We start from the raw sequence: 23,285 nt of genomic DNA, 5'->3' as shown, positions 1-23,285 counted from the left end.
TGAGTCGTGGCCAGTTGGCCTCGCTTCAGCAAATTGGGTATGTAATAGAATTTGGTGTTTTGTGAACGTCGAACTTCCGGTTCATCTCGTCTTCACACACCGCAATCTGGTCTCTCTCGAGTCGCAAATTGCTTGGGTGTTATATGGTCAAGCCTCACGGGCAATTAGTATTGGTTAGCTCAACGCCTCACAGCGCTTACACACCCAACCTATCAACGTCGTAGTCTTCGACGGCCCTTCAGGGAACTCAAGGTTCCAGTGAGATCTCATCTTGAGGCTAGTTTCCCGCTTAGATGCTTTCAGCGGTTATCTATTCCGAACATAGCTACCCGGCAATGCCACTGGCGTGACAACCGGAACACCAGAGGTTCGTCCACTCCGGTCCTCTCGTACTAGGAGCAGCCCCTCTCAAATCTCAAACGTCCACGGCAGATAGGGACCGAACTGTCTCACGACGTTCTAAACCCAGCTCGCGTACCACTTTAAATGGCGAACAGCCATACCCTTGGGACCGGCTTCAGCCCCAGGATGTGATGAGCCGACATCGAGGTGCCAAACACCGCCGTCGATATGAACTCTTGGGCGGTATCAGCCTGTTATCCCCGGAGTACCTTTTATCCGTTGAGCGATGGCCCTTCCATACAGAACCACCGGATCACTAAGACCTACTTTCGTACCTGCTCGACGTGTCTGTCTCGCAGTCAAGCGCGCTTTTGCCTTTATACTCTACGACCGATTTCCGACCGGTCTGAGCGCACCTTCGTACTCCTCCGTTACTCTTTAGGAGGAGACCGCCCCAGTCAAACTACCCACCATACACTGTCCTCGATCCGGATAACGGACCTGAGTTAGAACCTCAAAGTTGCCAGGGTGGTATTTCAAGGTTGGCTCCACGCAGACTGGCGTCCACGCTTCAAAGCCTCCCACCTATCCTACACAAGCAAATTCAAAGTCCAGTGCAAAGCTATAGTAAAGGTTCACGGGGTCTTTCCGTCTAGCCGCGGATACACTGCATCTTCACAGCGATTTCAATTTCACTGAGTCTCGGGTGGAGACAGCGCCGCCATCGTTACGCCATTCGTGCAGGTCGGAACTTACCCGACAAGGAATTTCGCTACCTTAGGACCGTTATAGTTACGGCCGCCGTTTACCGGGGCTTCGATCAAGAGCTTCGCGTTAGCTAACCCCATCAATTAACCTTCCGGCACCGGGCAGGCGTCACACCCTATACGTCCACTTTCGTGTTTGCAGAGTGCTGTGTTTTTAATAAACAGTCGCAGCGGCCTGGTATCTTCGACCGGCATGAGCTTACGGAGCAAGTCCTTCACCCTCACCGGCGCACCTTCTCCCGAAGTTACGGTGCCATTTTGCCTAGTTCCTTCACCCGAGTTCTCTCAAGCGCCTTGGTATTCTCTACCCAACCACCTGTGTCGGTTTGGGGTACGGTTCCTGGTTACCTGAAGCTTAGAAGCTTTTCTTGGAAGCATGGCATCAACCACTTCGTCGTCTAAAAGACGACTCGTCATCAGCTCTCGGCCTTAGAATCCCGGATTTACCTAAGATTCCAGCCTACCACCTTAAACTTGGACAACCAACGCCAAGCTGGCCTAGCCTTCTCCGTCCCTCCATCGCAATAACCAGAAGTACAGGAATATTAACCTGTTTTCCATCGACTACGCTTTTCAGCCTCGCCTTAGGGACCGACTAACCCTGCGTCGATTAACGTTGCGCAGGAAACCTTGGTCTTTCGGCGTGGGTGTTTTTCACACCCATTGTCGTTACTCATGTCAGCATTCGCACTTCTGATACCTCCAGCAAGCTTCTCAACTCACCTTCACAGGCTTACAGAACGCTCCTCTACCGCATCACTTACGTGATACCCGTAGCTTCGGTGTATGGTTTGAGCCCCGTTACATCTTCCGCGCAGGCCGACTCGACTAGTGAGCTATTACGCTTTCTTTAAAGGGTGGCTGCTTCTAAGCCAACCTCCTAGCTGTCTAAGCCTTCCCACATCGTTTCCCACTTAACCATAACTTTGGGACCTTAGCTGACGGTCTGGGTTGTTTCCCTTTTCACGACGGACGTTAGCACCCGCCGTGTGTCTCCCATGCTCGGCACTTGTAGGTATTCGGAGTTTGCATCGGTTTGGTAAGTCGGGATGACCCCCTAGCCGAAACAGTGCTCTAACCCCCTACAGTGATACATGAGGCGCTACCTAAATAGCTTTCGAGGAGAACCAGCTATCTCCGAGCTTGATTAGCCTTTCACTCCGATCCACAGGTCATCCGCTAACTTTTCAACGGTAGTCGGTTCGGTCCTCCAGTTAGTGTTACCCAACCTTCAACCTGCCCATGGATAGATCGCCCGGTTTCGGGTCTATTCCCAGCGACTAGACGCCCTATTAAGACTCGCTTTCGCTACGCCTCCCCTATTCGGTTAAGCTCGCCACTGAAAATAAGTCGCTGACCCATTATACAAAAGGTACGCAGTCACCCAACAAAGTGGGCTCCCACTGCTTGTACGCATACGGTTTCAGGATCTATTTCACTCCCCTCTCCGGGGTTCTTTTCGCCTTTCCCTCACGGTACTAGTTCACTATCGGTCAGTCAGTAGTATTTAGCCTTGGAGGATGGTCCCCCCATATTCAGACAAAGTTTCTCGTGCTCCGTCCTACTCGATTTCATGACTAAGAGATTTTCGCGTACAGGGCTATCACCCACTATGGCCGCACTTTCCAGAGCGTTCCGCTAATCTCAAAGCCACTTAAGGGCTAGTCCCCGTTCGCTCGCCACTACTAAGGGAATCTCGGTTGATTTCTTTTCCTCAGGGTACTTAGATGTTTCAGTTCCCCTGGTTCGCTCCATACACCTATGTATTCAGTGTAAGGTAACCATCTTATGATGGCTGGGTTCCCCCATTCAGACATCTCCGGATCAAAGTCTGTTTGCCGACTCCCCGAAGCTTTTCGCAGGCTACCACGTCTTTCATCGCCTCTGACTGCCAAGGCATCCACCGTATGCGCTTCTTCACTTGACCATATAACCCCAAGCAATCTGGTTATACTGTGAAGACAACATTCGCCGAAAATTCGAATTTCTCAGTTAAGAGAACTCACAAATTTTACCTTAGCCTGATCCGTTACCAGTGAAAGTAACGTTCAGTCTATCTTTCTATCACATACCCAAATTTTTAAAGAACGAACTAGTCAAAGACTAGAAATCAACATTCACCATCACAACGATGGAATGCTCATTTCTAAGCTTTATACCGACAGAAGCAGTAGTGGTGGAGCCAAACGGGATCGAACCGTTGACCTCCTGCGTGCAAGGCAGGCGCTCTCCCAGCTGAGCTATGGCCCCGTATTTCTACAGGCGTTTCCCACACAAAATTGGTGGGTCTGGGCAGATTCGAACTGCCGACCTCACCCTTATCAGGGGTGCGCTCTAACCAACTGAGCTACAGACCCAATTTCGGGCTGCTTCTTTCGTCTTCTTCAATGAATCAAGCAATTCGTGTGGGAACTTATGGAGCAGCTGATGTCGTCGATTAAGGAGGTGATCCAGCCGCAGGTTCCCCTACGGCTACCTTGTTACGACTTCACCCCAGTCATGAATCACACCGTGGTAACCGTCCTCCCGAAGGTTAGACTAGCTACTTCTGGTGCAACCCACTCCCATGGTGTGACGGGCGGTGTGTACAAGGCCCGGGAACGTATTCACCGCGACATTCTGATTCGCGATTACTAGCGATTCCGACTTCACGCAGTCGAGTTGCAGACTGCGATCCGGACTACGATCGGTTTTGTGGGATTAGCTCCACCTCGCGGCTTGGCAACCCTCTGTACCGACCATTGTAGCACGTGTGTAGCCCAGGCCGTAAGGGCCATGATGACTTGACGTCATCCCCACCTTCCTCCGGTTTGTCACCGGCAGTCTCCTTAGAGTGCCCACCATTACGTGCTGGTAACTAAGGACAAGGGTTGCGCTCGTTACGGGACTTAACCCAACATCTCACGACACGAGCTGACGACAGCCATGCAGCACCTGTCTCAATGTTCCCGAAGGCACCAATCTATCTCTAGAAAGTTCATTGGATGTCAAGGCCTGGTAAGGTTCTTCGCGTTGCTTCGAATTAAACCACATGCTCCACCGCTTGTGCGGGCCCCCGTCAATTCATTTGAGTTTTAACCTTGCGGCCGTACTCCCCAGGCGGTCAACTTAATGCGTTAGCTGCGCCACTAAGAGCTCAAGGCTCCCAACGGCTAGTTGACATCGTTTACGGCGTGGACTACCAGGGTATCTAATCCTGTTTGCTCCCCACGCTTTCGCACCTCAGTGTCAGTGTTGGTCCAGGTGGTCGCCTTCGCCACTGGTGTTCCTTCCTATATCTACGCATTTCACCGCTACACAGGAAATTCCACCACCCTCTACCACACTCTAGTCAGTCAGTTTTGAATGCAGTTCCCAGGTTGAGCCCGGGGATTTCACATCCAACTTAACAAACCACCTACGCGCGCTTTACGCCCAGTAATTCCGATTAACGCTTGCACCCTCTGTATTACCGCGGCTGCTGGCACAGAGTTAGCCGGTGCTTATTCTGTCGGTAACGTCAAAACAATCACGTATTAGGTAACTGCCCTTCCTCCCAACTTAAAGTGCTTTACAATCCGAAGACCTTCTTCACACACGCGGCATGGCTGGATCAGGCTTTCGCCCATTGTCCAATATTCCCCACTGCTGCCTCCCGTAGGAGTCTGGACCGTGTCTCAGTTCCAGTGTGACTGATCATCCTCTCAGACCAGTTACGGATCGTCGCCTTGGTGAGCCATTACCTCACCAACTAGCTAATCCGACCTAGGCTCATCTGATAGCGCAAGGCCCGAAGGTCCCCTGCTTTCTCCCGTAGGACGTATGCGGTATTAGCGTCCGTTTCCGAACGTTATCCCCCACTACCAGGCAGATTCCTAGGCATTACTCACCCGTCCGCCGCTCTCAAGAGAAGCAAGCTTCTCTCTACCGCCCGACTTGCATGTGTTAGGCCTGCCGCCAGCGTTCAATCTGAGCCATGATCAAACTCTTCAGTTCAAACATCTTTGGGTTTTTAAGAAACCCTAAACTTGGCTCAGCAATCGTTGGTTACATCTTTGATTTCTCGCGGAGTAACTTGTGATGCTGATAATCTTGTTGACTATCAGTCTGACTCCACAAGCACCCACACGAATTGCTTGATTCAGTTGTTAAAGAGCGGTTGGTTAAGACCTTTCGTCTCAACCGAGGCGCGCATTCTACAGCAGCCTCATTTGCTGTCAAGTGGTTATTTTCAGAAGTTTTCGAAGAATTCTTCAACAACTTCAACCACTTGCGCTTGCGATCTCTCGTAAGCGGGAGGCGAATTCTACAGCGTTACACGCTGCTGTCAACACCTCTTTTTCAACTTCCTTTTGGCTTCGATGAACTGAAGCAACCTGCTGCCGAAACCTACTTAACTCATTGTTTATCAAGGAGTTTTCCGTTTCGACTGCGCCGGAAGTGGGGCGAATTATAGGCTTCCAGAATCTGCCGTCAACCCTCTTTTTCACATTTCTGTCATATAAGTCAAAAAGCCCCAGAAACGCAAAGGCCGACCCCAACGGGCCGGCCTTTTTACTCACCCAGCCTTACAGGCTAGGGAAAGCGAACTGCGACGCTTCATGGCTGGCCCGCTGCGGCCAACGCTGAGTAATCGCCTTGCGACGGGTATAGAAACGCACACCGTCCGGCCCATAGGCATGCAAGTCGCCAAACAGCGAACGCTTCCAGCCCCCAAAGCTGTGATACGCCACCGGCACCGGCAGTGGAACGTTAACCCCCACCATGCCCACTTCGATCTCGTCACAAAACAGACGTGCCGCCTCACCGTCACGGGTGAAGATGCAAGTGCCGTTGCCGTACTCATGATCGTTGATCAGTTGCATCGCCGCTTCCAGGCTGTCCACCCGCACCACGCACAACACTGGCCCGAAGATCTCTTCCTTATAGATACGCATCTCGGGGGTCACGCGATCAAACAGGCTGCCGCCCAGGAAGAACCCTTCCTCATGCCCGGCAACGCTCAAGCCACGGCCATCGACGACCAACCTTGCCCCCGCCGACACACCGTCTTCTATATAACCACTGACCTTGTCCCGCGCCTGCCCCGTCACCAGCGGCCCCATATCCAGGCCACAAGTGGTGCCCGCGCCGATCTTCAGCGCCTTGACCTGCGGCACCAGCTTGGCAATCAACACATCCGCCACCTGGTCGCCCACGCATACGGCCACCGAGATCGCCATGCAGCGCTCGCCGCAAGACCCATACGCCGCCCCCATCAAGGCACTGACTGCGTTATCCAGGTCCGCGTCCGGCATCAGCACCGCGTGGTTCTTCGCCCCACCCAGTGCCTGCACGCGCTTACCGCGCTTGGTCGCTTCGGAATAGATGTACTCGGCAATCGGCGTCGATCCTACAAAGCTAAGCGCCTTGACTTCGGGTGCTTCGATCAATGCATCCACTGCACCTTTGTCACCATGCACCACGCTCAGTACGCCTTTGGGCAGACCCGCCTCCTGCAGCAATTGCGCGATCAGCAGCGTCGAACTCGGGTCACGCTCCGACGGTTTGAGGATGAAGCAGTTGCCACACACAATCGCCAGCGGATACATCCACAACGGCACCATCGCCGGAAAGTTGAACGGCGTAATGCCGGCCACTACACCCAGGGGTTGAAAATCCGACCAGGCATCAATATTCGGGCCCACGTTGCGACTGTATTCGCCCTTGAGGATCTCCGGCGCCGAGCACGCGTACTCAACGTTCTCAATGCCACGCTTCAACTCACCGGCAGCATCTTCCAACGTCTTGCCGTGCTCTTCACTGATCAACTGCGAGATACGCCCTTCGTTCTGCTCCAGCAACTGCTTGAAACGAAACATCACCTGTGCACGTTTGGCCGGCGGCGTGTTACGCCAAGCCGGGAACGCGGCCTTGGCCGAGTCGATCGCCTGTTGAATGGTTTCACGACTGGCCAACGGCACTTGGTGAATCACCTGGCCAGTGGACGGGTTGTACACGTCGGCACTGCGACCGCTGTCGTTGACCAACTCGCCGTTGATCAAATGCTGGATAAGGCTCATGCAGGGCTCCTGAGAAGTTGTTCTATATAGAAGGAGAAATCAGTCGATCTTGTTCAGCACTTCACCGACCGCATCGAATAGGCGATCCAAGTCCTGCGGCTTGCTGTTGAAAGTTGGCCCGAACTGCAGGGTGTCACCGCCGAATCGCACGTAGAAGCCGGCTTTCCAGAGTGCCATGCCGGCCTCGAACGGACGCACGATTGCATCACCGTCACGCGGGGCAATCTGGATGGCTCCGGCCAGGCCGTAGTTACGAATATCAATCACGTTCTTGCTGCCCTTCAAGCCATGCAACGCATTCTCAAAATGCGGTGCGACTTCGGCTACGCTCTGCACCAGGTTTTCCTTCTGCAGCAGGTCCAGCGCCGCCAGGCCGGCCGCACAGGCAACCGGATGCGCCGAATAGGTGTAGCCATGGGGGAATTCCACCGCGTACTCGGGCGTCGCCTGATTCATGAAGGTCTGATAGATCTCGCTGCTGGCAATCACCGCGCCCATCGGAATCGCGCCGTTGGTGACTTGCTTGGCAATGCACATCAAGTCAGGGGTGACACCAAAGCTGTCGGCGCCGAACATCGAACCGGTGCGGCCGAAACCGGTGATCACTTCGTCGAACACCAACAGGATGTTGTGCTGATCGCAGATTTCACGCAGGCGCTTGAGATAACCCTGCGGCGGCACCAGCACGCCCGCGGAACCCGCCATTGGTTCGACAAACACCGCGGCGATGTTCGAAGCATCATGCAGCTCGATCAACTTGAGCAACTCATCGGCCAGCGCGATACCGCCCTGCTCCGGCATGCCACGGGAGAACGCATTGCTCGCCAGCAACGTATGCGGCAAGTGGTCGACATCCATCATCGCCTGACCAAACAGCTTACGGTTACCGCTGACACCACCCAGACTGGTACCGGCAATGTTCACACCGTGGTAGCCACGGGCGCGGCCGATCATCTTGGTCTTGGTGGCTTGGCCCTTCAGGCGCCAATAGGCGCGCACCATCTTCACGGCGGTGTCGGCGCACTCGGAGCCGGAGTCGGTGAAGAACACATGGTTCAAGTTGCCCGGGGTCAGGTCGGTGATTTTTTCCGCCAACTGAAAGGACAACGGATGACCGTATTGGAAGCCAGGAGAGTAGTCCAGGGTGCCCAACTGCTTGGCGACCGCTTCCTGAATTTCCTTGCGCGTATGCCCGGCGCCACATGTCCAAAGGCCCGACAGCGAATCATAGACCTTGCGCCCCTTGTCATCGGTCAACCAACTGCCCTCGGCAGCCACGATCAGGCGCGGATCACGCTGAAAGTTACGGTTGGCGGTGTAAGGCATCCAGTGAGCATCCAGCTTGAGTTGGCTGGCCAGGGATGATGGGGCGTTTTCCGGCATGTTCATCAGCAAAACCTCGCAAGGCAAAAGGCAGCGTCGGGATTGAAAAAGCGTTGTTGCAGCTAAGTTGCCACGCGGATAAAGTCGGTGAAATTCAACTCTTCTAACCTTCAGTCAGGACTTCACTAAACTATGAGCAGCCGTCGTCCCGACCCTCTGGCCCAGGTCAGCGACTTTGATATCCGCTTGCTGCGCATCTTTCGCAGCGTGGTGGAGTGCGGCGGGTTTTCGGCGGCGGAAACCGTTCTGGGGATTGGTCGCTCGGCCATCAGCCAGCAAATGAGCGACCTGGAACAGCGCCTCGGGCTGAGGCTCTGTCAACGCGGCCGCGCAGGGTTCTCGTTGACTGAAGAAGGCCGCGAGGTCTACCAGTCGGCGTTGCAACTGTTGAGTGCTCTGGAAAGTTTCCGCACCGAGGTCAATGGCCTGCACCAGCACTTGCGCGGTGAGCTGATCATCGGCCTCACCGACAACCTCGTCACCCTGCCGCATATGCGCATCACCCATGCCTTGGCGCAGTTGAAAGAGCGTGGCCCCGACGTGCAGATCCAAATCCGCATGATTGCTCCCAATGAAGTGGAGCAAGGTGTGCTCGATGGCCGTCTGCACGTCGGTGTTGTGCCCCAGGCCAGCGCGTTGTCCGGCCTGGAGTACCAGCCGCTGTACAGCGAACGCTCGCTGCTCTATTGCGCGGTCGGCCATCCGCTGTTTTACGTCGATGACATGCAACTGGACGACCCCCGGCTCGACAGCCAGGACGCCATCGCCCCCACCTTCCGCTTGCCGGCCGAGATCCAGGCGCATTACCAGGCGCTCAATTGCACGGCCAGCGCCTCGGATCGCGAAGGCATGGCGTTCCTGATCCTCACCGGCCGCTATATCGGCTACCTGCCCGACCACTACGCCAGCCTGTGGGTGCAACAAGGCCGACTACGTGCGCTGAAATCGGCTACACGGTTTTACGATTTGAGCCTGGCATCGGTCACGCGCAAGGGCCGCCGCCCCCATTTGGTGCTGGAAAGCTTCCTGGAAAGTCTGGCAGCAACGCGCTAATTCGGGCCTGGCGTAAAAAGCTGAGCAGGTGGACAGTTTTTTGCAAGGCCCATGGACCTTGAACCGTCCGCCCCGAGTTGACCCGCCATGCCACCAGAATCCTCCAGCCAAAACGACCTGATCTACGGCCTCGACGACCGCCCGAAACCACTGCCCGCCCTGCTGGCTGCGCTGCAACACGTGCTCGCCGCATTCGTCGGCATCATCACTCCGCCTTTGATTATCGGCTCCACCCTGGGCCTCACCGCGCACCTGCCCTACCTGATCAGCATGGCGCTGATGGTCTCCGGCGTCGGCACGTTCATCCAGGCGCGCCGGCCTTTTGGTATTGGCGCGGGCATGATCTGCCTGCAGGGCACCAGCTTTGCGTTCCTGGGTGCGGTGCTGTCGGCCGGTTTTCTGGTCAAGCAACGCGGCGGCAGCCCTGAGGACATTCTGGCGATGATCTTCGGCGTGTGCTTTTTCGGCGCCCTGGTGCAAATCGTGCTGAGCCGCTTAATCGGCCAACTGCGCCGGGTCATCACGCCCTTGGTCACCGGGATTGTGATTACGCTGATTGGCATCAGCCTGATAAAAGTGGGCATCACCGATCTCGGTGGCGGCTTCAATGCCCCCGACTTCGGCGCGCCCACCAACTTGGCCCTGGGCCTGTTCGTGATCGTAACGATCATCCTGCTCAACCGCTCGAACACGCCCTGGGTGCGCCTCTCGGCCATCATCATCGGCCTGGCGCTCGGCAGCCTGGCCGCCTGGTTCAGCGGCAAGCTGGTGCCACAGGCCTTGCCCGACTTGCCTCTGATCAGCCTGCCAGTACCGTTTCGCTTTGGTTTCAGTTTCGACTGGAGCGCCTTCCTGCCCATCGCGCTGATTTATCTGATCAGCAGCATCGAAACCGTCGGTGACCTTACCGCCAACTGCATGATCGCCCGCCAGCCCATCAGCGGTGCGTCTTATATAAGCCGACTCAAAGGCGGCGTATTGGGCGATGGCGTCAGCTGCATGATCGCCGCCACGTTCAGTGCCTTCCCCAATACCACCTTTGCGCAAAACAACGGCGTGATCCAACTCACCGGCGTGGCCAGCCGTTACGTCGGCTTGTACATCGGCGCGCTGTTGGTTTGTCTCGGCTTGTTTCCCATGATCGGCGCGGTGCTGCAGCAAATTCCCAAACCGGTGCTGGGCGGGGCAACCCTGGTCATGTTCGGCAGCGTCGCCGCAGCGGGCGTGCGTATCCTTGCGCAGGCACCGTTGGACCGGCGTAGCATGCTGATCATCGCCACCTCGTTTGGGGTCGGCCTGGGCATCGCCGCTCAACCCAATCTGCTGCACCTGATGCCAACCCTGGTGCAGAACCTATTCGACTCCGCCATCACCAGCGGCGGCCTCACCGCCATGGTGCTGTGCCTGCTATTACCCGAGGATAAAACCACCCACGCCATTGCAAACCACACGCCGCAGCCCGACTCCCTGGAGCCGCATTGACGGATTTATTGCATCAACACTTGTCTGAGGCTTGAGGGTGGGTTATCTGTGCACACGTCGCCTCCATCGATCAGCACGGAAACCTCCATGAGCCTCGAAGTTCCTGCCCACAGCAACCACGCCGGTAAACCCGCCAGCCGCATTCGGCAAAAGAACGAACAAGCGATTCTCCAGGCTGCTGAAGATGAATTCGCGCGCCATGGCTACAAGGGCACCAGCATGAACACCATCGCTGCCAGTGCCGGGCTGCCCAAAGCCAACTTGCATTATTACTTCACCAACAAGCTTGGCCTGTACATTGCCGTACTGAGCAATATCCTGGAATTGTGGGACAGCACGTTCAACGCGCTGACCGCCGAGGATGACCCAGCCGTAGCCCTCTCCCGCTACATCCGCACCAAGATGGAATTTTCACGTCGCCAGCCACAGGCCTCGCGAATCTTCGCCATGGAGATCATCAGCGGCGGCGAATGCCTCACCGAATATTTCAGCCAGGACTATCGCGCCTGGTTCAGCGGCCGTGCCGCCGTGTTCCAGGCCTGGATCGATGCCGGCAAGATGGACCCCGTCGACCCGGTGCACCTGATTTTCCTGCTGTGGGGCAGCACCCAACACTACGCCGACTTCGCCACCCAGATCTGCCGCGTCACCGGTCGCACCAAGCTGACCAAGCAGGACATGGAAGACGCCGGTACCAATTTGATCCACATTATTCTCAAGGGCTGTGGCATCAAGCCGGCCCAATAAACGAAGCGATTTATGCCATTCACGCTCACAAGCTGTTGCGAATTTCGTGAAGAAATACGCAAAAGCCGCTTTATCACCCTGGCAGCGCCGATCACTAGCCCGCAAGACGCCCAGGCGTTTTTCGAGCAACACAGCGACCTCAACGCGACGCACAACTGCTGGGCCTGGAAGCTGGCCGATCAATACCGTAGCAACGACGACGGCGAACCCGGCGGCACCGCGGGGCGGCCCATCCTTGCAGCCATCGAAGCCCAGGGTTTCGATCAGGTCGCGGTGCTGGTCATCCGCTGGTACGGCGGCATCCAGCTGGGTACCGGCGGGCTGGCCCGGGCCTATGGCGGCGGCGCCAATAAGTGCCTGCAAAATGCCGAGCGCATCGAGCTGATCAGCCGCATACCCTTGAGCTGCGCCTGCGCATTCGCCGAGCTGAATCTGGTCAAACTGCGCGTTGCCGAACTCGGCGGCCTGGTGGTGGAAGAGACCTTCACCGCCAATGGTGTAGAACTGCAATTGGCCCTAGGCGAAGCGCTGGTCGATACCCTGCAGACCCAGCTTGCCGACCTGAGCCGTGGCCGCATCCTGTTGCAACGATAAAAACTGATACTGTTGTTTGCTGAACTCCCTGAACCGCGACTCTAAAAGGAAGCTTTTCATGTCTACGCCAAAAACTGCACTAATCATCGGCGCCTCGCGCGGGCTGGGCCTTGGCCTGGTCAAGCAACTGCTCCAGGACGGCTGGGACGTGACCGCCACCGTGCGCGACCCGAACAAGGCCGACGCCTTAAAAGCCGTGGGTCCGGTGCAGATCGAGAAACTCGACATGGACGATCAGCAAGCCGTGATCGCCCTGGCCCAGCGCCTGAAAGACCGCACCTTCGACCTGCTGTTCGTCAACGCCGGCGTCAAGGGCCCCGCCAACCAGGAGCCTGGCCACGCGACCCTGGCGGAAGTCGGCCAACTGTTTTTCACTAACGCCGTAGCGCCGATCAACCTGGCCCAGCGTTTTATCGGGCAGATCCGCAAGGACACCGGCGTGCTGGCCTTCATGAGTTCGGTGCTGGGCAGCGTGACCATCCCCGACGGTTCGGACCTGGCGCTGTACAAGGCCAGCAAGGCGGCGCTCAACTCCATGACCAACAGCTTCATCACCCAACTGGGCGAGCCCAAACCCACGGTGCTGTCCCTGCACCCAGGCTGGGTGAAAACCGACATGGGTGGCGAGAACGCACACATCGACGTTGAAACCAGCGTGCGCGGCCTGGTGGATCAGGTGAATGCCTACACCGGCAAGGGCGGTCATCATTTCGTGGACTACAAGGGCGACACCATCGCCTGGTAAGTCCCCCCAACTGTAGGAGCGAGCTTGCTCGCGAAGAACGCCCAGGCACCGCGTTAAACCAGGCTGCCCGCGCTATCGTTAACTATTTTCGCGAGCAAGCTCGCTCCTACAGAGTTAGACTACCCACCTCGCCTTCCCCGGCGACCCTGGATCAGCAGACAGGGCAACACTGAGCTGGCAAACCTGAACCCATCATTCAGAGGAGCCGGCCAATGCCTGCGACCCGTATCTGGTTAAAAAACCCCCTCGCTATCTTCACTGCCAATGGCCTCGATGCCCGTGGTGGCCTGGTGTTGCAAGACGGTGTCATCACCGAAGTGCTGGCCCAGGGGCAATCCCCCGCACACCCCTGTGCGCAGGTGTTCGACGCCCGCGAGCATGTGGTACTGCCCGGGCTGATCAACACACACCACCACTTCTACCAAACCCTGACCCGCGCCTGGGCGCCGGTGGTCAACCAACCGCTGTTTCCCTGGCTGAAGACCCTGTACCCGGTCTGGGCCCGGCTGACCCCGGAAAAACTTGCCCTGGCATCGAAGGTGGCACTCGCAGAATTACTGCTCTCCGGCTGCACCACCGCAGCGGACCACCACTACCTGTTCCCCGACGGGTTGGAAAATGCCATTGATGTGCAGGTCGACAGCGTGCGCGAGTTGGGCATGCGCGCCATGCTCACCCGCGGTTCCATGAGCCTGGGCGAAGCCGATGGTGGCCTGCCGCCGCAGCAGACCGTGCAACAAGGCCAAGTGATCCTCGATGACAGCCAGCGCCTGATCCGCGACTACCATGAGTGCGGCGACGGCGCGCAAATCCAAATTGCCCTGGCGCCCTGCTCACCGTTTTCGGTCACCCCCGAAATCATGCAAGCCAGCGCCGAACTGGCCAACACGCTCGACGTGCGCCTGCACACGCACCTGGCGGAAACCCTCGACGAAGAAGACTTCTGCCTGCAGCGTTTCGGCCTGCGCACCGTGGACTATCTCGACAGCGTCGGCTGGCTTGGCCCACGCACCTGGCTGGCCCATGGCATTCATTTCAACCCGGATGAAATCGCCCGCCTCGGCGCCGCCGGCACGGGCATCTGCCATTGCCCGAGTTCGAATATGCGCCTGGCCTCCGGTATCTGCCCGACCCTCGACCTGCTCGCTGCCGGTGCCCCGGTCGGTCTGGGCGTGGACGGCTCGGCGTCCAACGACGCCTCGAACATGATCCTCGAAGCACGCCAGGCCTTGTACATCCAGCGCCTGCGTTACGGAGCGGAAAAAATCACGCCCGAAGGCGTGTTGGGCTGGGCGACCCAAGGTTCGGCGCAACTACTGGGGCGTACGGATATTGGTGAACTGGCCGTGGGCAAACAGGCTGACTTGGCGCTATTCAAACTTGATGAGCTGCGCTTCTCCGGCAGCCACGACCCGATTTCAGCCCTGTTGTTATGCGGCGCGGACCGCGCGGACCGGGTGATGATCGGCGGCAAGTGGCGGGTCATCGACGGGCAGGTGGAAGGCCTGGACCTCAAAGGCCTGATCGCCGATCACACCCAGGCGGCCCGCCAGCTGATCGCCGGCACCTAAGCCAAACGAAGCTCGAAATGTGGGAGGGAGCAAGCCCCCTCCCACATTGGGCCTGCGTTGTATCAGAGCCCCAGCAGCGACAGCATGATAAACGTTGCAAACAACACGAAATGCGTCATCCCTTCGATGGCATTGGTCTCACCATCGTTGAGATTGATCGCACTGACGATCAGCGTGATAAACACCATCACCGTCTGCACCGGCGTCATTGCCATCTGGAACGGCTGGCCGCTGTAGAGCGCCATCGCTTCCATCACCGGCACCGTCAGAATCACGGTCGACAGCGAAGCACCCAGCGCGATGTTCACCACCGACTGCATGCGGTTGGCCAAGGCGGCGCGCAACGCCGTGAGAATTTCCGGCGCGGCGGAAATAGCCGCCACCACAATCGCGGTAATTACCGGCGGGGCACCCGTGCCTTCCAGGCCCAGGTCGAGGGTCTTGGACATCACCTCGGCCAACGCGCCAATCACAATCACGCCAAACACCAGGGTGCCGATCGAGAACGCCAGGCTCACGGGCGGAGCCTGCTCGTGTTCCGGTAATTTCTTGCGGCGCTTTTCCGGGTAGCTATAGCTGAAGAAATAACTGTGGGGGCCTACCTGCATTCTCAGAAACAGGGTGTAGAGCACCACCATCGCACCGATGGTGAAGGCCGAGTAGATTTTCCAGTCGGCCTCGGGAATAAACTCCGGCACCACCATCGACACGCCCATGGCGGTAAGGATCATCACGCTGTAGGTACGCGCCGAATCATCGTTGTACGACTGCTCGCCATGCTTGATGCCGCCCATCAGCGCGGCCAGGCCGAGGATGCCGTTGATATCGAGCATCACCGCCGAATAGATGGTGTCGCGCACCAGTGTGGGTGAGGGTTCGTTGCTCATCATGATCGCCAGGATCACCACTTCTACCAGCACGGCCGCCAGGGTCAGGATCATGGTGCCGTAGGGGTCGCCAACCTTTTCCGCGAGCTGCTCGGCATGATGGGCCACACGCATTGACGCCATTACGATAAACGCGATCAAGGCGAGGCCAGCGAGCAATGCCACCATCTGCCCGCTATGGAGCATCCAGTGTTCCAGCGGGTACGCGGCAATGGCGGCAATCAGCGCCAGCAGCATGAATTTTTCTTGCTTGAGGGAAGTGAGCATGGGGGGCCTTTATGTACAGCAAATCAGTCGTCGTTGGGGTACAGACTGCGCCACGCCGCTAACGTTTCGTTACACCTTAGTTCACGCCGCCCTTGTGCGAATAAATCAAATACTCTCCTGCTGGTCAGGTTTTGCCGATTATTTCAGCCATGGCCTGTAGAATGCCGCCATTGCACCTGATGAGATTTTAGACATGTACGATTGGCTCAACGCCCTGCCCAAGGCTGAACTGCACCTGCACCTGGAAGGCTCGCTGGAGCCTGAGCTGCTGTTCGCCCTGGCCGAACGCAACAAGATTGCGCTGCCGTGGAACGACGTCGAAACCCTGCGCAAGGCCTATGCCTTCAATAACCTGCAAGAGTTTCTCGACCTGTATTACAAAGGCGCGGATGTATTGCGCACGTCCCAGGACTTCTACGACCTGACCTGGGCCTACCTGCTGCGCTGCAAAGCCCAGAACGTGATCCACACCGAACCCTTCTTCGACCCGCAAACCCACACCGACCGAGGCGTGCCGTTCGAAGTGGTGCTCAACGGCATCGCTGCCGCGCTCAAGGACGGCGAGCAGCAACTGGGCATCACCAGCGGCTTGATCTTGAGCTTCCTGCGTCACCTGAGCGAAGCCGAAGCCGAAAAAACCCTCGACCAGGCGCTGCCATTTCGTGACGCATTCGTCGCCGTGGGCCTGGACAGCTCAGAAATGGGCCACCCGCCGAGCAAGTTCCAGCGTGTGTTCGACCGTGCCCGTCATGAAGGCTTCCTCACCGTGGCGCACGCCGGCGAAGAAGGCCCGCCCGAATACATCTGGGAAGCCATCGACCTGCTGAAAATCCAGCGCATCGACCACGGCGTGCGCGCCATCGAAGACGAGCGCCTGATGCAGCGCATCATCGACGAGCAGATCCCGTTGACCGTTTGCCCGTTGTCCAACACCAAGCTGTGCGTATTCGACGACATGGCCCAGCACAACATCCTCGACATGCTTGAGCGTGGCGTGAAAGTTACGGTGAACTCGGATGACCCGGCCTACTTCGGCGGTTACGTCACCGAGAACTTCCACGCGCTGTACACCTCCCTGGGCATGACCCAGGACCAGGCCAAACGCCTGGCGCAAAACAGCCTGGATGCACGACTGGTGAAGCCTTAACGGCGGACTAATGTAGGAGGGGGGCAAGCCCCCTCCCACAGGGGTTTTGCGTTGACCTCAGATTTCGGTGAGTTCCTCCAACGTCTTGCCCTTGGTCTCCATCCCAAACACCCACACCACCAGCGCCGCCACCGCGAAACACAACGCGCCCAAGGCAAATACGCCGCCCTGCCCGGTTATCGGAAATACCAACCCGGTCACCAGTGGCCCCAGCAACGACCCCACCCGCCCAATCGCCGAGGCAAACCCGGACCCGGTCGCGCGCGCGGAAGTCGGATACAGCTCAGGCGTATAGGTGTACAGCACCGCCCACATGCCAAACAGAAAGAACTGCATCAACAAGCCGGACGTAATCAGCAACCCGACGTTGCCGCCAAACACGGCGCTCTGCCCATACAAAAACGCCATCACCCCGCCACCCAGCAGCGTCACCACGCACACCGGCTTACGCCCCCAGCGCTCGACCAGCCACGCGGCCATGAGGAAACCCGGTATCCCGCCCAGGGAAATGATCACCGTGTAATACACCGATTGCGTCACGGCAAAGCCTGACTGCTGTAACAGCGCACTCAGCCACGAGGTCAGCCCGTAGAACCCGAGCAAGGCAAAGAACCATACGCTCCAGATCATCAGGGTGCGTTGGCGGTACTGCGCCGACCACAGCTGCTGGAAAGCCGAGAAGAAAGTGCCCGGCGTACTCGCCACTCGCGGCAAGGCAATGGGCTGCGGCAAGTCGGCGCGACCGAGGGAGTTGCGCACCTTTTGTTCAATGCCCAGCAATACCTTGTCCGCCGCCTCGTGGCGCCCGGCCTGTTCCAGCCAACGCGGCGATTCTGGAATGAAAAACCGGATGGCCAACACAAACACCGCCGGCACGGCCAACACCAGGAAAATGTCGCGCCAGCCGATGACTGGCAGCAGGAAATAAGAAAGCACCCCGGCGGCGACAAACCCCAACGGCCAGAAACCATCCATCAAGGCGATATAACGCCCTCGTCGCTTTGCCGGAATCAGCTCCGACAACATCGACTGCGCGATGGGAAATTCCATGCCCATGCCAATGCCCAGCAGGATACGAAACAGGGTCAGCGTCTCAACCGTCTGCGCCGTGGAGCATAAGTAACTGGCGACGCCCCACAACACGATGCTCCACTGAAACACCGGCTTGCGCCCGAAGCGATCCGCGAACATCCCGCTGAGCGATGCGCCGATCACCATGCCGAAAAAACTCGAACTGGCCAGTAACCCGGCCTGGGCCGTACTCAGGCCGAACTCGGATTTAATCGAGCCCAACAGAAAAGTCATCATCGCCAGGTCCATGGAGTCGAAGAAAAACGCCAGGGCAATGATGATGAAAATGATCCGGTGGTAGCCACTGATGGGCAACCGTTCCAGCCGCTCTGCCGCGCTATAGCCCTGTGCACCCATGCCGCATCCCCCGTCTGAAAATACCCTTAAGAGTGTGCGGCATCGCCTACCCTGGCGATTGCTGGATGCGACCTGACCGAAACTAAGAGCGACGCTCCTGCGGTGTGGCCAACCGGTTGATTTCCACTAGCCCGGCTTCGCTGACAGACAAGGCCTGGGATTCGTCGATCGCGCTGACCCAGTTCGACTGCAAAAACAGTTTCAACAAGCCCGCCCCAAGCGCACCGCCCACATGGGGTTGCTGTTGGCTCCAGTCGAAACAGTCGCAGACCAGAGGCGACGAGAATGCCTGGATAAAAATACCCAACTGCGCCAAATGCCGGGTGCCCCTGACCGTGACTTCGGTACGCTGCTCGTGGCGCTGGATCCAGCCGGCCTCCGTCATGCGTTGGTACAGACCGGCCGCCAGTTCACCGCCGAGGTGGTCCTGGCACACGCGGGCGCGACGCAACAGCGGCGGTACCGGCAATGCAGGCGGCTGAGCCTGCCGCGTACTACGCCCCCCACTGGCCATGGTGGTAGTTGCCAGCGCATCGAGGGCGGCGCTGACATCCGCTGCCGCCATGCGAAACAGCCGCCTGCCGCGGCGCGCCTCGACCCGCAGCAGCCCGCTGCCGGTCAACCGCGCCAGATGGGCATTGGCCGATGCCGCAGACAGCCCGGCGAACGTCGCCAGCTCCTCTGAAGACTTCGCCGAACCGTCCATCAGCGCCCACAGCATTGCAGTGCGCTTGGGCTCGGCAAGCAAGCTGGCGATATGACTGATACTTGGTGCCTGTTCCATTTCTCGACTCCCTGTTGAACCGTTTTTCTGCTGCGGTTGGCGCCAAAGTATAGGGGCCAGAACCGCCGGTTCCATGGCGTCTTACAGACTGGACAAGGACAGCACTTGAGCGAAATTTCCTGCTTTGCTGGAGGCCATTACTTCGCTGCGAACTGCTCCGACCGTTGCGCCGTCAATGTCGCACAACGGGCCACGAGCATTTCCCGCAGCAGGTTGATGGGTTTGCTTAACTGCGCACGATGCGCGCACAGCAGGTTGAGCGGTGTGCGCTCACCGCGCAGCTCCGGCAGGATCAAGCGTAAACGCCCGGCCACGACGTCGCTGCTCACGTCCAGCCAGGACTTGTAGGCAATGCCGACACCCGCCACCGCCCAACGGCGCACCACGTCGGCGTCGTCGCTGACCCGATCCCCCGTGACGGTCAGGCTGACCTCACGCTTGCCGTCGTAAAAACGCCAATGGTCATGCACGCGGCCGGCGAGCATATAAAGCAGGCAATTATGCTGGGCCAGTTGCTCAAGGTGCCGCGGCTCGCCGTGTCGGGCCAGATAACTCGGCGCCGCGCACAGCACCCGCACATTCTCCGGGGCGATGGGCAGCGCAACCAGACTGGAGTCCTCGGGCTCGCCATAACGCAAGGCAATGTCCACGGGCTGACGGAACAGGTCGGCAATGCGATCACCCAGCAACAGGCGCACGCTGAGTTGCGGGTATTGGCGCTGAAAATCATCCAGCCAGGGCAACAGCTGATTGCGCCCGAAATCCGACGGCGCCGACAGTTGCAGCATGCCGCTGACGTGATCCTGCCCACTGGCTAACAAACGCCGCCCTTCATCCAATGAACTCAACGCGGCGCGGGCGTAGGTGAGAAATCCCTCACCTTCGGCGGTCAGGCGCAAGCTGCGGGTGGAGCGTGCCAGCAAGCGCGTGCCCAATTGATGCTCTATGCGCTTCAACGCAGCGCTGGCCACCGCTGGGGACAAGTCCATTACCCGCGCGGCCGCCGACAGGCTGCCCAAGTCCGCTGCGCGTACAAACAACTGCAAATCATCAAAGCGCAGCATGCATTCCCGCCAATTATCAATTTTTTATTGAAACAGCCCTCTGTTTTAGCCGCTTTTATCTGCACTGGAAATAGCCAATCATCTGGCCATCCCGTTACTCATCGACCAGGAGTTGATTATGCCCACTGCCTTTAACGTCATCGCCACGCTGATCGCCAAGCCCGGCCAACAGGCCATCCTGGAAACCCTGCTGCGCGAGCTGCTCGAACCGACGCGACAGGAACCCGGCTGTCAGCAGTACGACCTGCACCAGGATCTGCAGCATCCCGAGACCTTCTACATGCTTGAGCGCTGGAGCGATGACGCGGCCCTGGCCGATCACGACCAGAGCGCGCATATCCAGAACTTTCGAACCAAGGCCGCCGACGTGATCGAACACTTCGAACTCAAGCGCCTGCAGTTTCTCGCCTGACCACGCGCCCCTTACCCGGAGAAATCATGAAAGCCATCGCCTACTACACGTCCCTGCACATCAGCGACGTTAACGCCCTGCAAGACATCGAACTGCCCGAACCCGTCGCCGGGCCGCGCGACCTGCTGGTGGAAGTCAAAGCCATCTCGGTCAACCCGGTAGACACCAAGGTGCGCCAGAACGTCGCCCCGGAAAACGGCGCAGCCAAGGTGCTCGGCTGGGACGTGGCCGGTGTGGTCAAGGCGGTCGGCAGTGAAGTGACGCTGTTCAAGGCCGGTGACAAGGTGTTTTACGCCGGCTCCCTGGTTCGCCCAGGCGGCAACAGCGAATTGCACACCGTGGATGAACGCATCGTCGGCCATATGCCGCAGAGCCTGGGGTTTGCCGAGGCCGCCGCGCTGCCATTGACCGCCATCACTGCCTGGGAGCTGTTGTTCGAACGCCTGCAAGTACCGGAGGGCAAAGCGGATCAGGGCCAGAGCCTGCTGATCGTCGGTGCAGCGGGCGGCGTGGGTTCGATCCTGACCCAACTGGCCAGCCAGCTCACCGCGCTGAAAGTCATCGGCACCGCCTCGCGCCCCGAAACTCAGGCGTGGGCCAAGGCCCTGGGCGCCGACTTGGTAATCGACCATAGCCAGCCGCTGAGCGAAGCGCTGAAGCACGCCGGCCACCCGCACGTGACCCACGTCGCCAGCCTGACCCAGACCGATCATCACCTGGATCAACTGGTGGAAGCCCTGCAACCCCAAGGCAAGCTGGCGTTGATCGACGACCCCAAGGCGCTGGACGTCAGCAAGCTCAAGCGCAAGAGCTTGTCGCTGCATTGGGAGTTCATGTACACCCGCTCGATGTTCGAGACCCCGGACATGATCGAGCAGCATAACCTGCTCAACCGGGTGGCCGCGCTGATCGACGCCGGCACCTTGAGAACCACGGTCGGCGAGCACTTCGGCGTGATCAATGCGGCGAACCTGCGCCGTGCCCACGCACTGCTGGAAAGCGGCAAGGCCAAGGGCAAGATCGTGTTGGAGGGGTTTTAAAAAACGGCTGTCAGTGTCGTCCGTTATTGATGTAAGTAACGGACGACACCATTAGTCCGACAGTTGACGTTTGTCATATTTGCCAGCGCATACAGGTTTATATTGGCCGCCTTTGCCACGATTCTTTTACGTGAGGAAGTCAGCAATGAAGATCCTGATAAAAGCGTTAGCAAAATCCCAGTGGGAGGTCCGCCTGGACCAGAAGTCGATTATTTTCCACACCGAAGCCGAGGCCCGTGCCTTTGCCGACACCTTGCAGGCCCGCATCCAGGCCCCCCACCGTTTTCCACTCAGCCAGCAACGCGCCGCCGCTGGCTGATCGGCCCTTCAGGCCTGCGCCTGCGCGGCCCTGGCCCGTTGCAGGCGCTGGGTCGACATCGCAATCGTCACCGCCAGCACACCGCACAGGCTGATCACCATCGCCATCGGCATCGCCGTGCCGTCATGCAACACCCCCACCAGCGATGCAGCACCCGCTGCCACACCGAACTGAATGCAACCGAGCAACGCCGACGCGCTGCCGGCGCGCGCGCCTTGTCCATTCATGGCGCAAGCCGAGGTGTTGGGCAGAATGCAGCCCAGGCTGGCGATACAGATAAACAGCGGCACCAGCAACGGCCATAGGGCTTCTGTGCGCAGCGCTGCAATCCCCAGCAGGGCCAACGCCGCCGCGACGTAAACCCACACCGTACGCGAGAGCAGAAATGCCGGGCCGCGTTTGGCCAGTAACCGCGCATTCAGTTGCGCCACCAGGATAAAACCGGCGGCGTTGGAGCCAAACAGCCAGCCGTAATGCTCGGCGGGGACGCCATACAGCTTGATGAACACAAACGGGGAACCGGCGATATAGGCAAACATCCCGGCAATCGAGATGCCGCCAGTCAAGGCGTAGCCGAGGTAGACCCGGTCCGACAACAGCGCCGCGTAGCGACGCAGCGAGCCGGATAACGGCTGGCGCGGCTGATGGGCCGGAAAGGTTTCCGGCAAGCCCACCGCCACGGCGATGGCCGCCATCACGCTGAACAGCGACAGGGCCAGGAAAATCGACTGCCAGCCCCACATCCCCACCATGATCCCGCCCGCCAGTGGCGCGAGAATCGGCGCCAGGCCGGTCACCAGCATCAGTTGTGAATACACCTTGGCCGAACCCACGGCGTCGCATTTGTCACTCACCACCGCCCGCGAAATCACCATGCCTGCGCAACCGCCGAGGGCCTGCACGAAGCGCGCGCCAATTAGCCATTCCAAAGACGGCGCATAGGCACAGGCGAAGGACGCGAGGGTAAACAGCGTGACGCCGCTGAGCAGCGGCACGCGCCGGCCAAAGCGGTCGGCCAACGGGCCGTAGATCAATTGGCCGATGGCCAGCCCACCGAAATACACCGCCAGGGTCAACTGGATGTGTTTTTCGTCGGTTGCAAAGGCGGTCGCCATCGCCGGGAAGCCCGGCAGGTAAAAGTCGATCGCCAACGGCGCGAAGGCGCTCAAGGCGCCCAGAATCAGAATTATGCGAAGGTTCATCAGACACCCA

At 58.6% G+C, this 23,285-nt stretch carries 17 protein-coding genes, 2 tRNA genes and 2 rRNA genes; 10 read left to right on the top strand and 11 right to left on the bottom strand.

Annotated features, from left to right (window positions below; translation table 11 throughout):
* Nucleotides 1-143 precede the first annotated feature (143 nt).
* The 6 genes from QF045_RS06310 to QF045_RS06285 all read right to left on the bottom strand — a co-directional run bounded on the left by QF045_RS06310 (nucleotide 144) and on the right by QF045_RS06285 (nucleotide 8,539).
* Nucleotides 144-3,036 (bottom strand): 23S ribosomal RNA (locus QF045_RS06310).
* 247 nt (nucleotides 3,037-3,283) lie between these two features.
* Nucleotides 3,284-3,359: transfer RNA gene (locus QF045_RS06305), tRNA-Ala, on the bottom strand.
* 30 nt (nucleotides 3,360-3,389) lie between these two features.
* Nucleotides 3,390-3,466: transfer RNA gene (locus QF045_RS06300), tRNA-Ile, on the bottom strand.
* Between the two features lie 81 nt (nucleotides 3,467-3,547).
* A 16S ribosomal RNA gene (locus QF045_RS06295) occupies nucleotides 3,548-5,084 on the bottom strand.
* Together the 16S and 23S rRNA genes with 2 tRNA genes alongside form the textbook arrangement of a ribosomal RNA operon.
* Before the next feature lie 572 nt (nucleotides 5,085-5,656).
* Nucleotides 5,657-7,150: a CoA-acylating methylmalonate-semialdehyde dehydrogenase gene (locus QF045_RS06290; protein WP_306491488.1), complete on the bottom strand. Its 1,494-nt coding sequence runs from the start codon at nucleotides 7,148-7,150 to the stop codon at nucleotides 5,657-5,659.
* A gap of 39 nt (nucleotides 7,151-7,189) precedes the next feature.
* On the bottom strand, nucleotides 7,190-8,539 hold the full coding sequence (locus tag QF045_RS06285; protein ID WP_124384981.1) for an aspartate aminotransferase family protein: 1,350 nt from the start codon (nucleotides 8,537-8,539) through the stop codon (nucleotides 7,190-7,192).
* 126 nt (nucleotides 8,540-8,665) lie between these two features.
* Between QF045_RS06285 and QF045_RS06280 the strand changes: the two genes are divergently transcribed.
* From QF045_RS06280 to QF045_RS06255, 6 genes are all read left to right on the top strand, one after another.
* The gene (locus QF045_RS06280) at nucleotides 8,666-9,586 is read left to right on the top strand and encodes a LysR family transcriptional regulator (protein ID WP_306491487.1); all 921 of its coding nucleotides are present in this window, start codon (nucleotides 8,666-8,668) and stop codon (nucleotides 9,584-9,586) included.
* A gap of 87 nt (nucleotides 9,587-9,673) precedes the next feature.
* Nucleotides 9,674-11,068, top strand: a complete 1,395-nt coding sequence (locus tag QF045_RS06275) for a uracil-xanthine permease family protein (protein ID WP_306491486.1) — start codon at nucleotides 9,674-9,676, stop codon at nucleotides 11,066-11,068.
* Between the two features lie 87 nt (nucleotides 11,069-11,155).
* The gene (locus QF045_RS06270) at nucleotides 11,156-11,815 is read left to right on the top strand and encodes a TetR/AcrR family transcriptional regulator (RefSeq protein WP_306491485.1); all 660 of its coding nucleotides are present in this window, start codon (nucleotides 11,156-11,158) and stop codon (nucleotides 11,813-11,815) included.
* Between the two features lie 12 nt (nucleotides 11,816-11,827).
* Entirely contained in the window at nucleotides 11,828-12,409 is a 582-nt protein-coding gene (locus QF045_RS06265; RefSeq protein ID WP_306491484.1) for a YigZ family protein, read from the top strand.
* Between the two features lie 58 nt (nucleotides 12,410-12,467).
* Nucleotides 12,468-13,154, top strand: coding sequence for an SDR family oxidoreductase (locus tag QF045_RS06260; protein ID WP_306491483.1), 687 nt, complete (start codon nucleotides 12,468-12,470; stop codon nucleotides 13,152-13,154).
* 212 nt (nucleotides 13,155-13,366) lie between these two features.
* On the top strand, nucleotides 13,367-14,725 hold the full coding sequence (locus QF045_RS06255) for an 8-oxoguanine deaminase (RefSeq protein WP_306491482.1): 1,359 nt from the start codon (nucleotides 13,367-13,369) through the stop codon (nucleotides 14,723-14,725).
* 62 nt (nucleotides 14,726-14,787) lie between these two features.
* Here the strand turns inward: QF045_RS06255 and QF045_RS06250 are convergent, their stop codons facing one another.
* The gene (locus QF045_RS06250) at nucleotides 14,788-15,879 is read right to left on the bottom strand and encodes a calcium:proton antiporter (RefSeq protein WP_306491481.1); all 1,092 of its coding nucleotides are present in this window, start codon (nucleotides 15,877-15,879) and stop codon (nucleotides 14,788-14,790) included.
* A gap of 193 nt (nucleotides 15,880-16,072) precedes the next feature.
* Here QF045_RS06250 and QF045_RS06245 point away from each other — a divergent pair, with 193 nt between their 5' ends.
* Nucleotides 16,073-17,026 carry an adenosine deaminase gene (locus QF045_RS06245; protein WP_043051475.1) on the top strand — a complete coding sequence of 318 codons (954 nt, stop codon included), beginning with the start codon at nucleotides 16,073-16,075 and terminating at the stop codon, nucleotides 17,024-17,026.
* A gap of 57 nt (nucleotides 17,027-17,083) precedes the next feature.
* On the opposite strand, the gene QF045_RS06240 is transcribed toward QF045_RS06245, so the two are convergent.
* The 3 genes from QF045_RS06240 to QF045_RS06230 all read right to left on the bottom strand — a co-directional run bounded on the left by QF045_RS06240 (nucleotide 17,084) and on the right by QF045_RS06230 (nucleotide 20,302).
* The gene (locus QF045_RS06240; protein ID WP_306491480.1) at nucleotides 17,084-18,454 is read right to left on the bottom strand and encodes an MFS transporter; all 1,371 of its coding nucleotides are present in this window, start codon (nucleotides 18,452-18,454) and stop codon (nucleotides 17,084-17,086) included.
* 82 nt (nucleotides 18,455-18,536) lie between these two features.
* Nucleotides 18,537-19,238, bottom strand: coding sequence for a helix-turn-helix transcriptional regulator (locus tag QF045_RS06235; protein WP_306491479.1), 702 nt, complete (start codon nucleotides 19,236-19,238; stop codon nucleotides 18,537-18,539).
* 137 nt (nucleotides 19,239-19,375) lie between these two features.
* Complete coding sequence (locus tag QF045_RS06230; protein WP_306491478.1) at nucleotides 19,376-20,302, bottom strand: LysR family transcriptional regulator; 927 nt, start codon at nucleotides 20,300-20,302, stop codon at nucleotides 19,376-19,378.
* Nucleotides 20,303-20,420: 118 nt separating this feature from the next.
* Here QF045_RS06230 and QF045_RS06225 point away from each other — a divergent pair, with 118 nt between their 5' ends.
* The 3 genes from QF045_RS06225 to QF045_RS06215 all read left to right on the top strand — a co-directional run bounded on the left by QF045_RS06225 (nucleotide 20,421) and on the right by QF045_RS06215 (nucleotide 22,073).
* Nucleotides 20,421-20,714 (top strand): putative quinol monooxygenase, encoded by a 294-nt coding sequence (locus QF045_RS06225; RefSeq protein WP_306491477.1) that lies wholly within the window; start codon nucleotides 20,421-20,423, stop codon nucleotides 20,712-20,714.
* Between the two features lie 26 nt (nucleotides 20,715-20,740).
* Nucleotides 20,741-21,754, top strand: coding sequence for a zinc-binding alcohol dehydrogenase family protein (locus QF045_RS06220; protein ID WP_306491476.1), 1,014 nt, complete (start codon nucleotides 20,741-20,743; stop codon nucleotides 21,752-21,754).
* A gap of 145 nt (nucleotides 21,755-21,899) precedes the next feature.
* Complete coding sequence (locus tag QF045_RS06215; protein ID WP_164484509.1) at nucleotides 21,900-22,073, top strand: hypothetical protein; 174 nt, start codon at nucleotides 21,900-21,902, stop codon at nucleotides 22,071-22,073.
* A gap of 8 nt (nucleotides 22,074-22,081) precedes the next feature.
* Here the strand turns inward: QF045_RS06215 and QF045_RS06210 are convergent, their stop codons facing one another.
* Nucleotides 22,082-23,275 carry a multidrug effflux MFS transporter gene (locus QF045_RS06210; RefSeq protein ID WP_306491475.1) on the bottom strand — a complete coding sequence of 398 codons (1,194 nt, stop codon included), beginning with the start codon at nucleotides 23,273-23,275 and terminating at the stop codon, nucleotides 22,082-22,084.
* Nucleotides 23,276-23,285 lie beyond the last annotated feature (10 nt).

The sequence above is a fragment of the Pseudomonas sp. W4I3 genome, assembly GCF_030816195.1.
Taxonomy (GTDB): domain Bacteria; phylum Pseudomonadota; class Gammaproteobacteria; order Pseudomonadales; family Pseudomonadaceae; genus Aquipseudomonas.
Note: the sequence above shows the minus strand (reverse complement) of the source record. Positions and strands in the feature narration are given on the sequence as shown.

Excerpts from the sequence above, each read along its gene's own strand:
- QF045_RS06290 (WP_306491488.1), bottom strand. The coding sequence starts at position 7,150 with ATGAGCCTTATCCAGCATTTGATCAACGGCGAGTTGGTCAACGACAGC.
- QF045_RS06285 (WP_124384981.1), bottom strand. The coding sequence starts at position 8,539 with ATGAACATGCCGGAAAACGCCCCATCATCCCTGGCCAGCCAACTCAAG.
- QF045_RS06280 (WP_306491487.1), top strand. The coding sequence starts at position 8,666 with ATGAGCAGCCGTCGTCCCGACCCTCTGGCCCAGGTCAGCGACTTTGAT.
- QF045_RS06275 (WP_306491486.1), top strand. The coding sequence starts at position 9,674 with ATGCCACCAGAATCCTCCAGCCAAAACGACCTGATCTACGGCCTCGAC.
- QF045_RS06270 (WP_306491485.1), top strand. The coding sequence starts at position 11,156 with ATGAGCCTCGAAGTTCCTGCCCACAGCAACCACGCCGGTAAACCCGCC.
- QF045_RS06265 (WP_306491484.1), top strand. The coding sequence starts at position 11,828 with ATGCCATTCACGCTCACAAGCTGTTGCGAATTTCGTGAAGAAATACGC.
- QF045_RS06260 (WP_306491483.1), top strand. The coding sequence starts at position 12,468 with ATGTCTACGCCAAAAACTGCACTAATCATCGGCGCCTCGCGCGGGCTG.
- QF045_RS06255 (WP_306491482.1), top strand. The coding sequence starts at position 13,367 with ATGCCTGCGACCCGTATCTGGTTAAAAAACCCCCTCGCTATCTTCACT.
- QF045_RS06250 (WP_306491481.1), bottom strand. The coding sequence starts at position 15,879 with ATGCTCACTTCCCTCAAGCAAGAAAAATTCATGCTGCTGGCGCTGATT.
- QF045_RS06245 (WP_043051475.1), top strand. The coding sequence starts at position 16,073 with ATGTACGATTGGCTCAACGCCCTGCCCAAGGCTGAACTGCACCTGCAC.
- QF045_RS06240 (WP_306491480.1), bottom strand. The coding sequence starts at position 18,454 with ATGGGTGCACAGGGCTATAGCGCGGCAGAGCGGCTGGAACGGTTGCCC.
- QF045_RS06235 (WP_306491479.1), bottom strand. The coding sequence starts at position 19,238 with ATGGAACAGGCACCAAGTATCAGTCATATCGCCAGCTTGCTTGCCGAG.
- QF045_RS06230 (WP_306491478.1), bottom strand. The coding sequence starts at position 20,302 with ATGCTGCGCTTTGATGATTTGCAGTTGTTTGTACGCGCAGCGGACTTG.
- QF045_RS06225 (WP_306491477.1), top strand. The coding sequence starts at position 20,421 with ATGCCCACTGCCTTTAACGTCATCGCCACGCTGATCGCCAAGCCCGGC.
- QF045_RS06220 (WP_306491476.1), top strand. The coding sequence starts at position 20,741 with ATGAAAGCCATCGCCTACTACACGTCCCTGCACATCAGCGACGTTAAC.
- QF045_RS06215 (WP_164484509.1), top strand. The coding sequence starts at position 21,900 with ATGAAGATCCTGATAAAAGCGTTAGCAAAATCCCAGTGGGAGGTCCGC.
- QF045_RS06210 (WP_306491475.1), bottom strand. The coding sequence starts at position 23,275 with ATGAACCTTCGCATAATTCTGATTCTGGGCGCCTTGAGCGCCTTCGCG.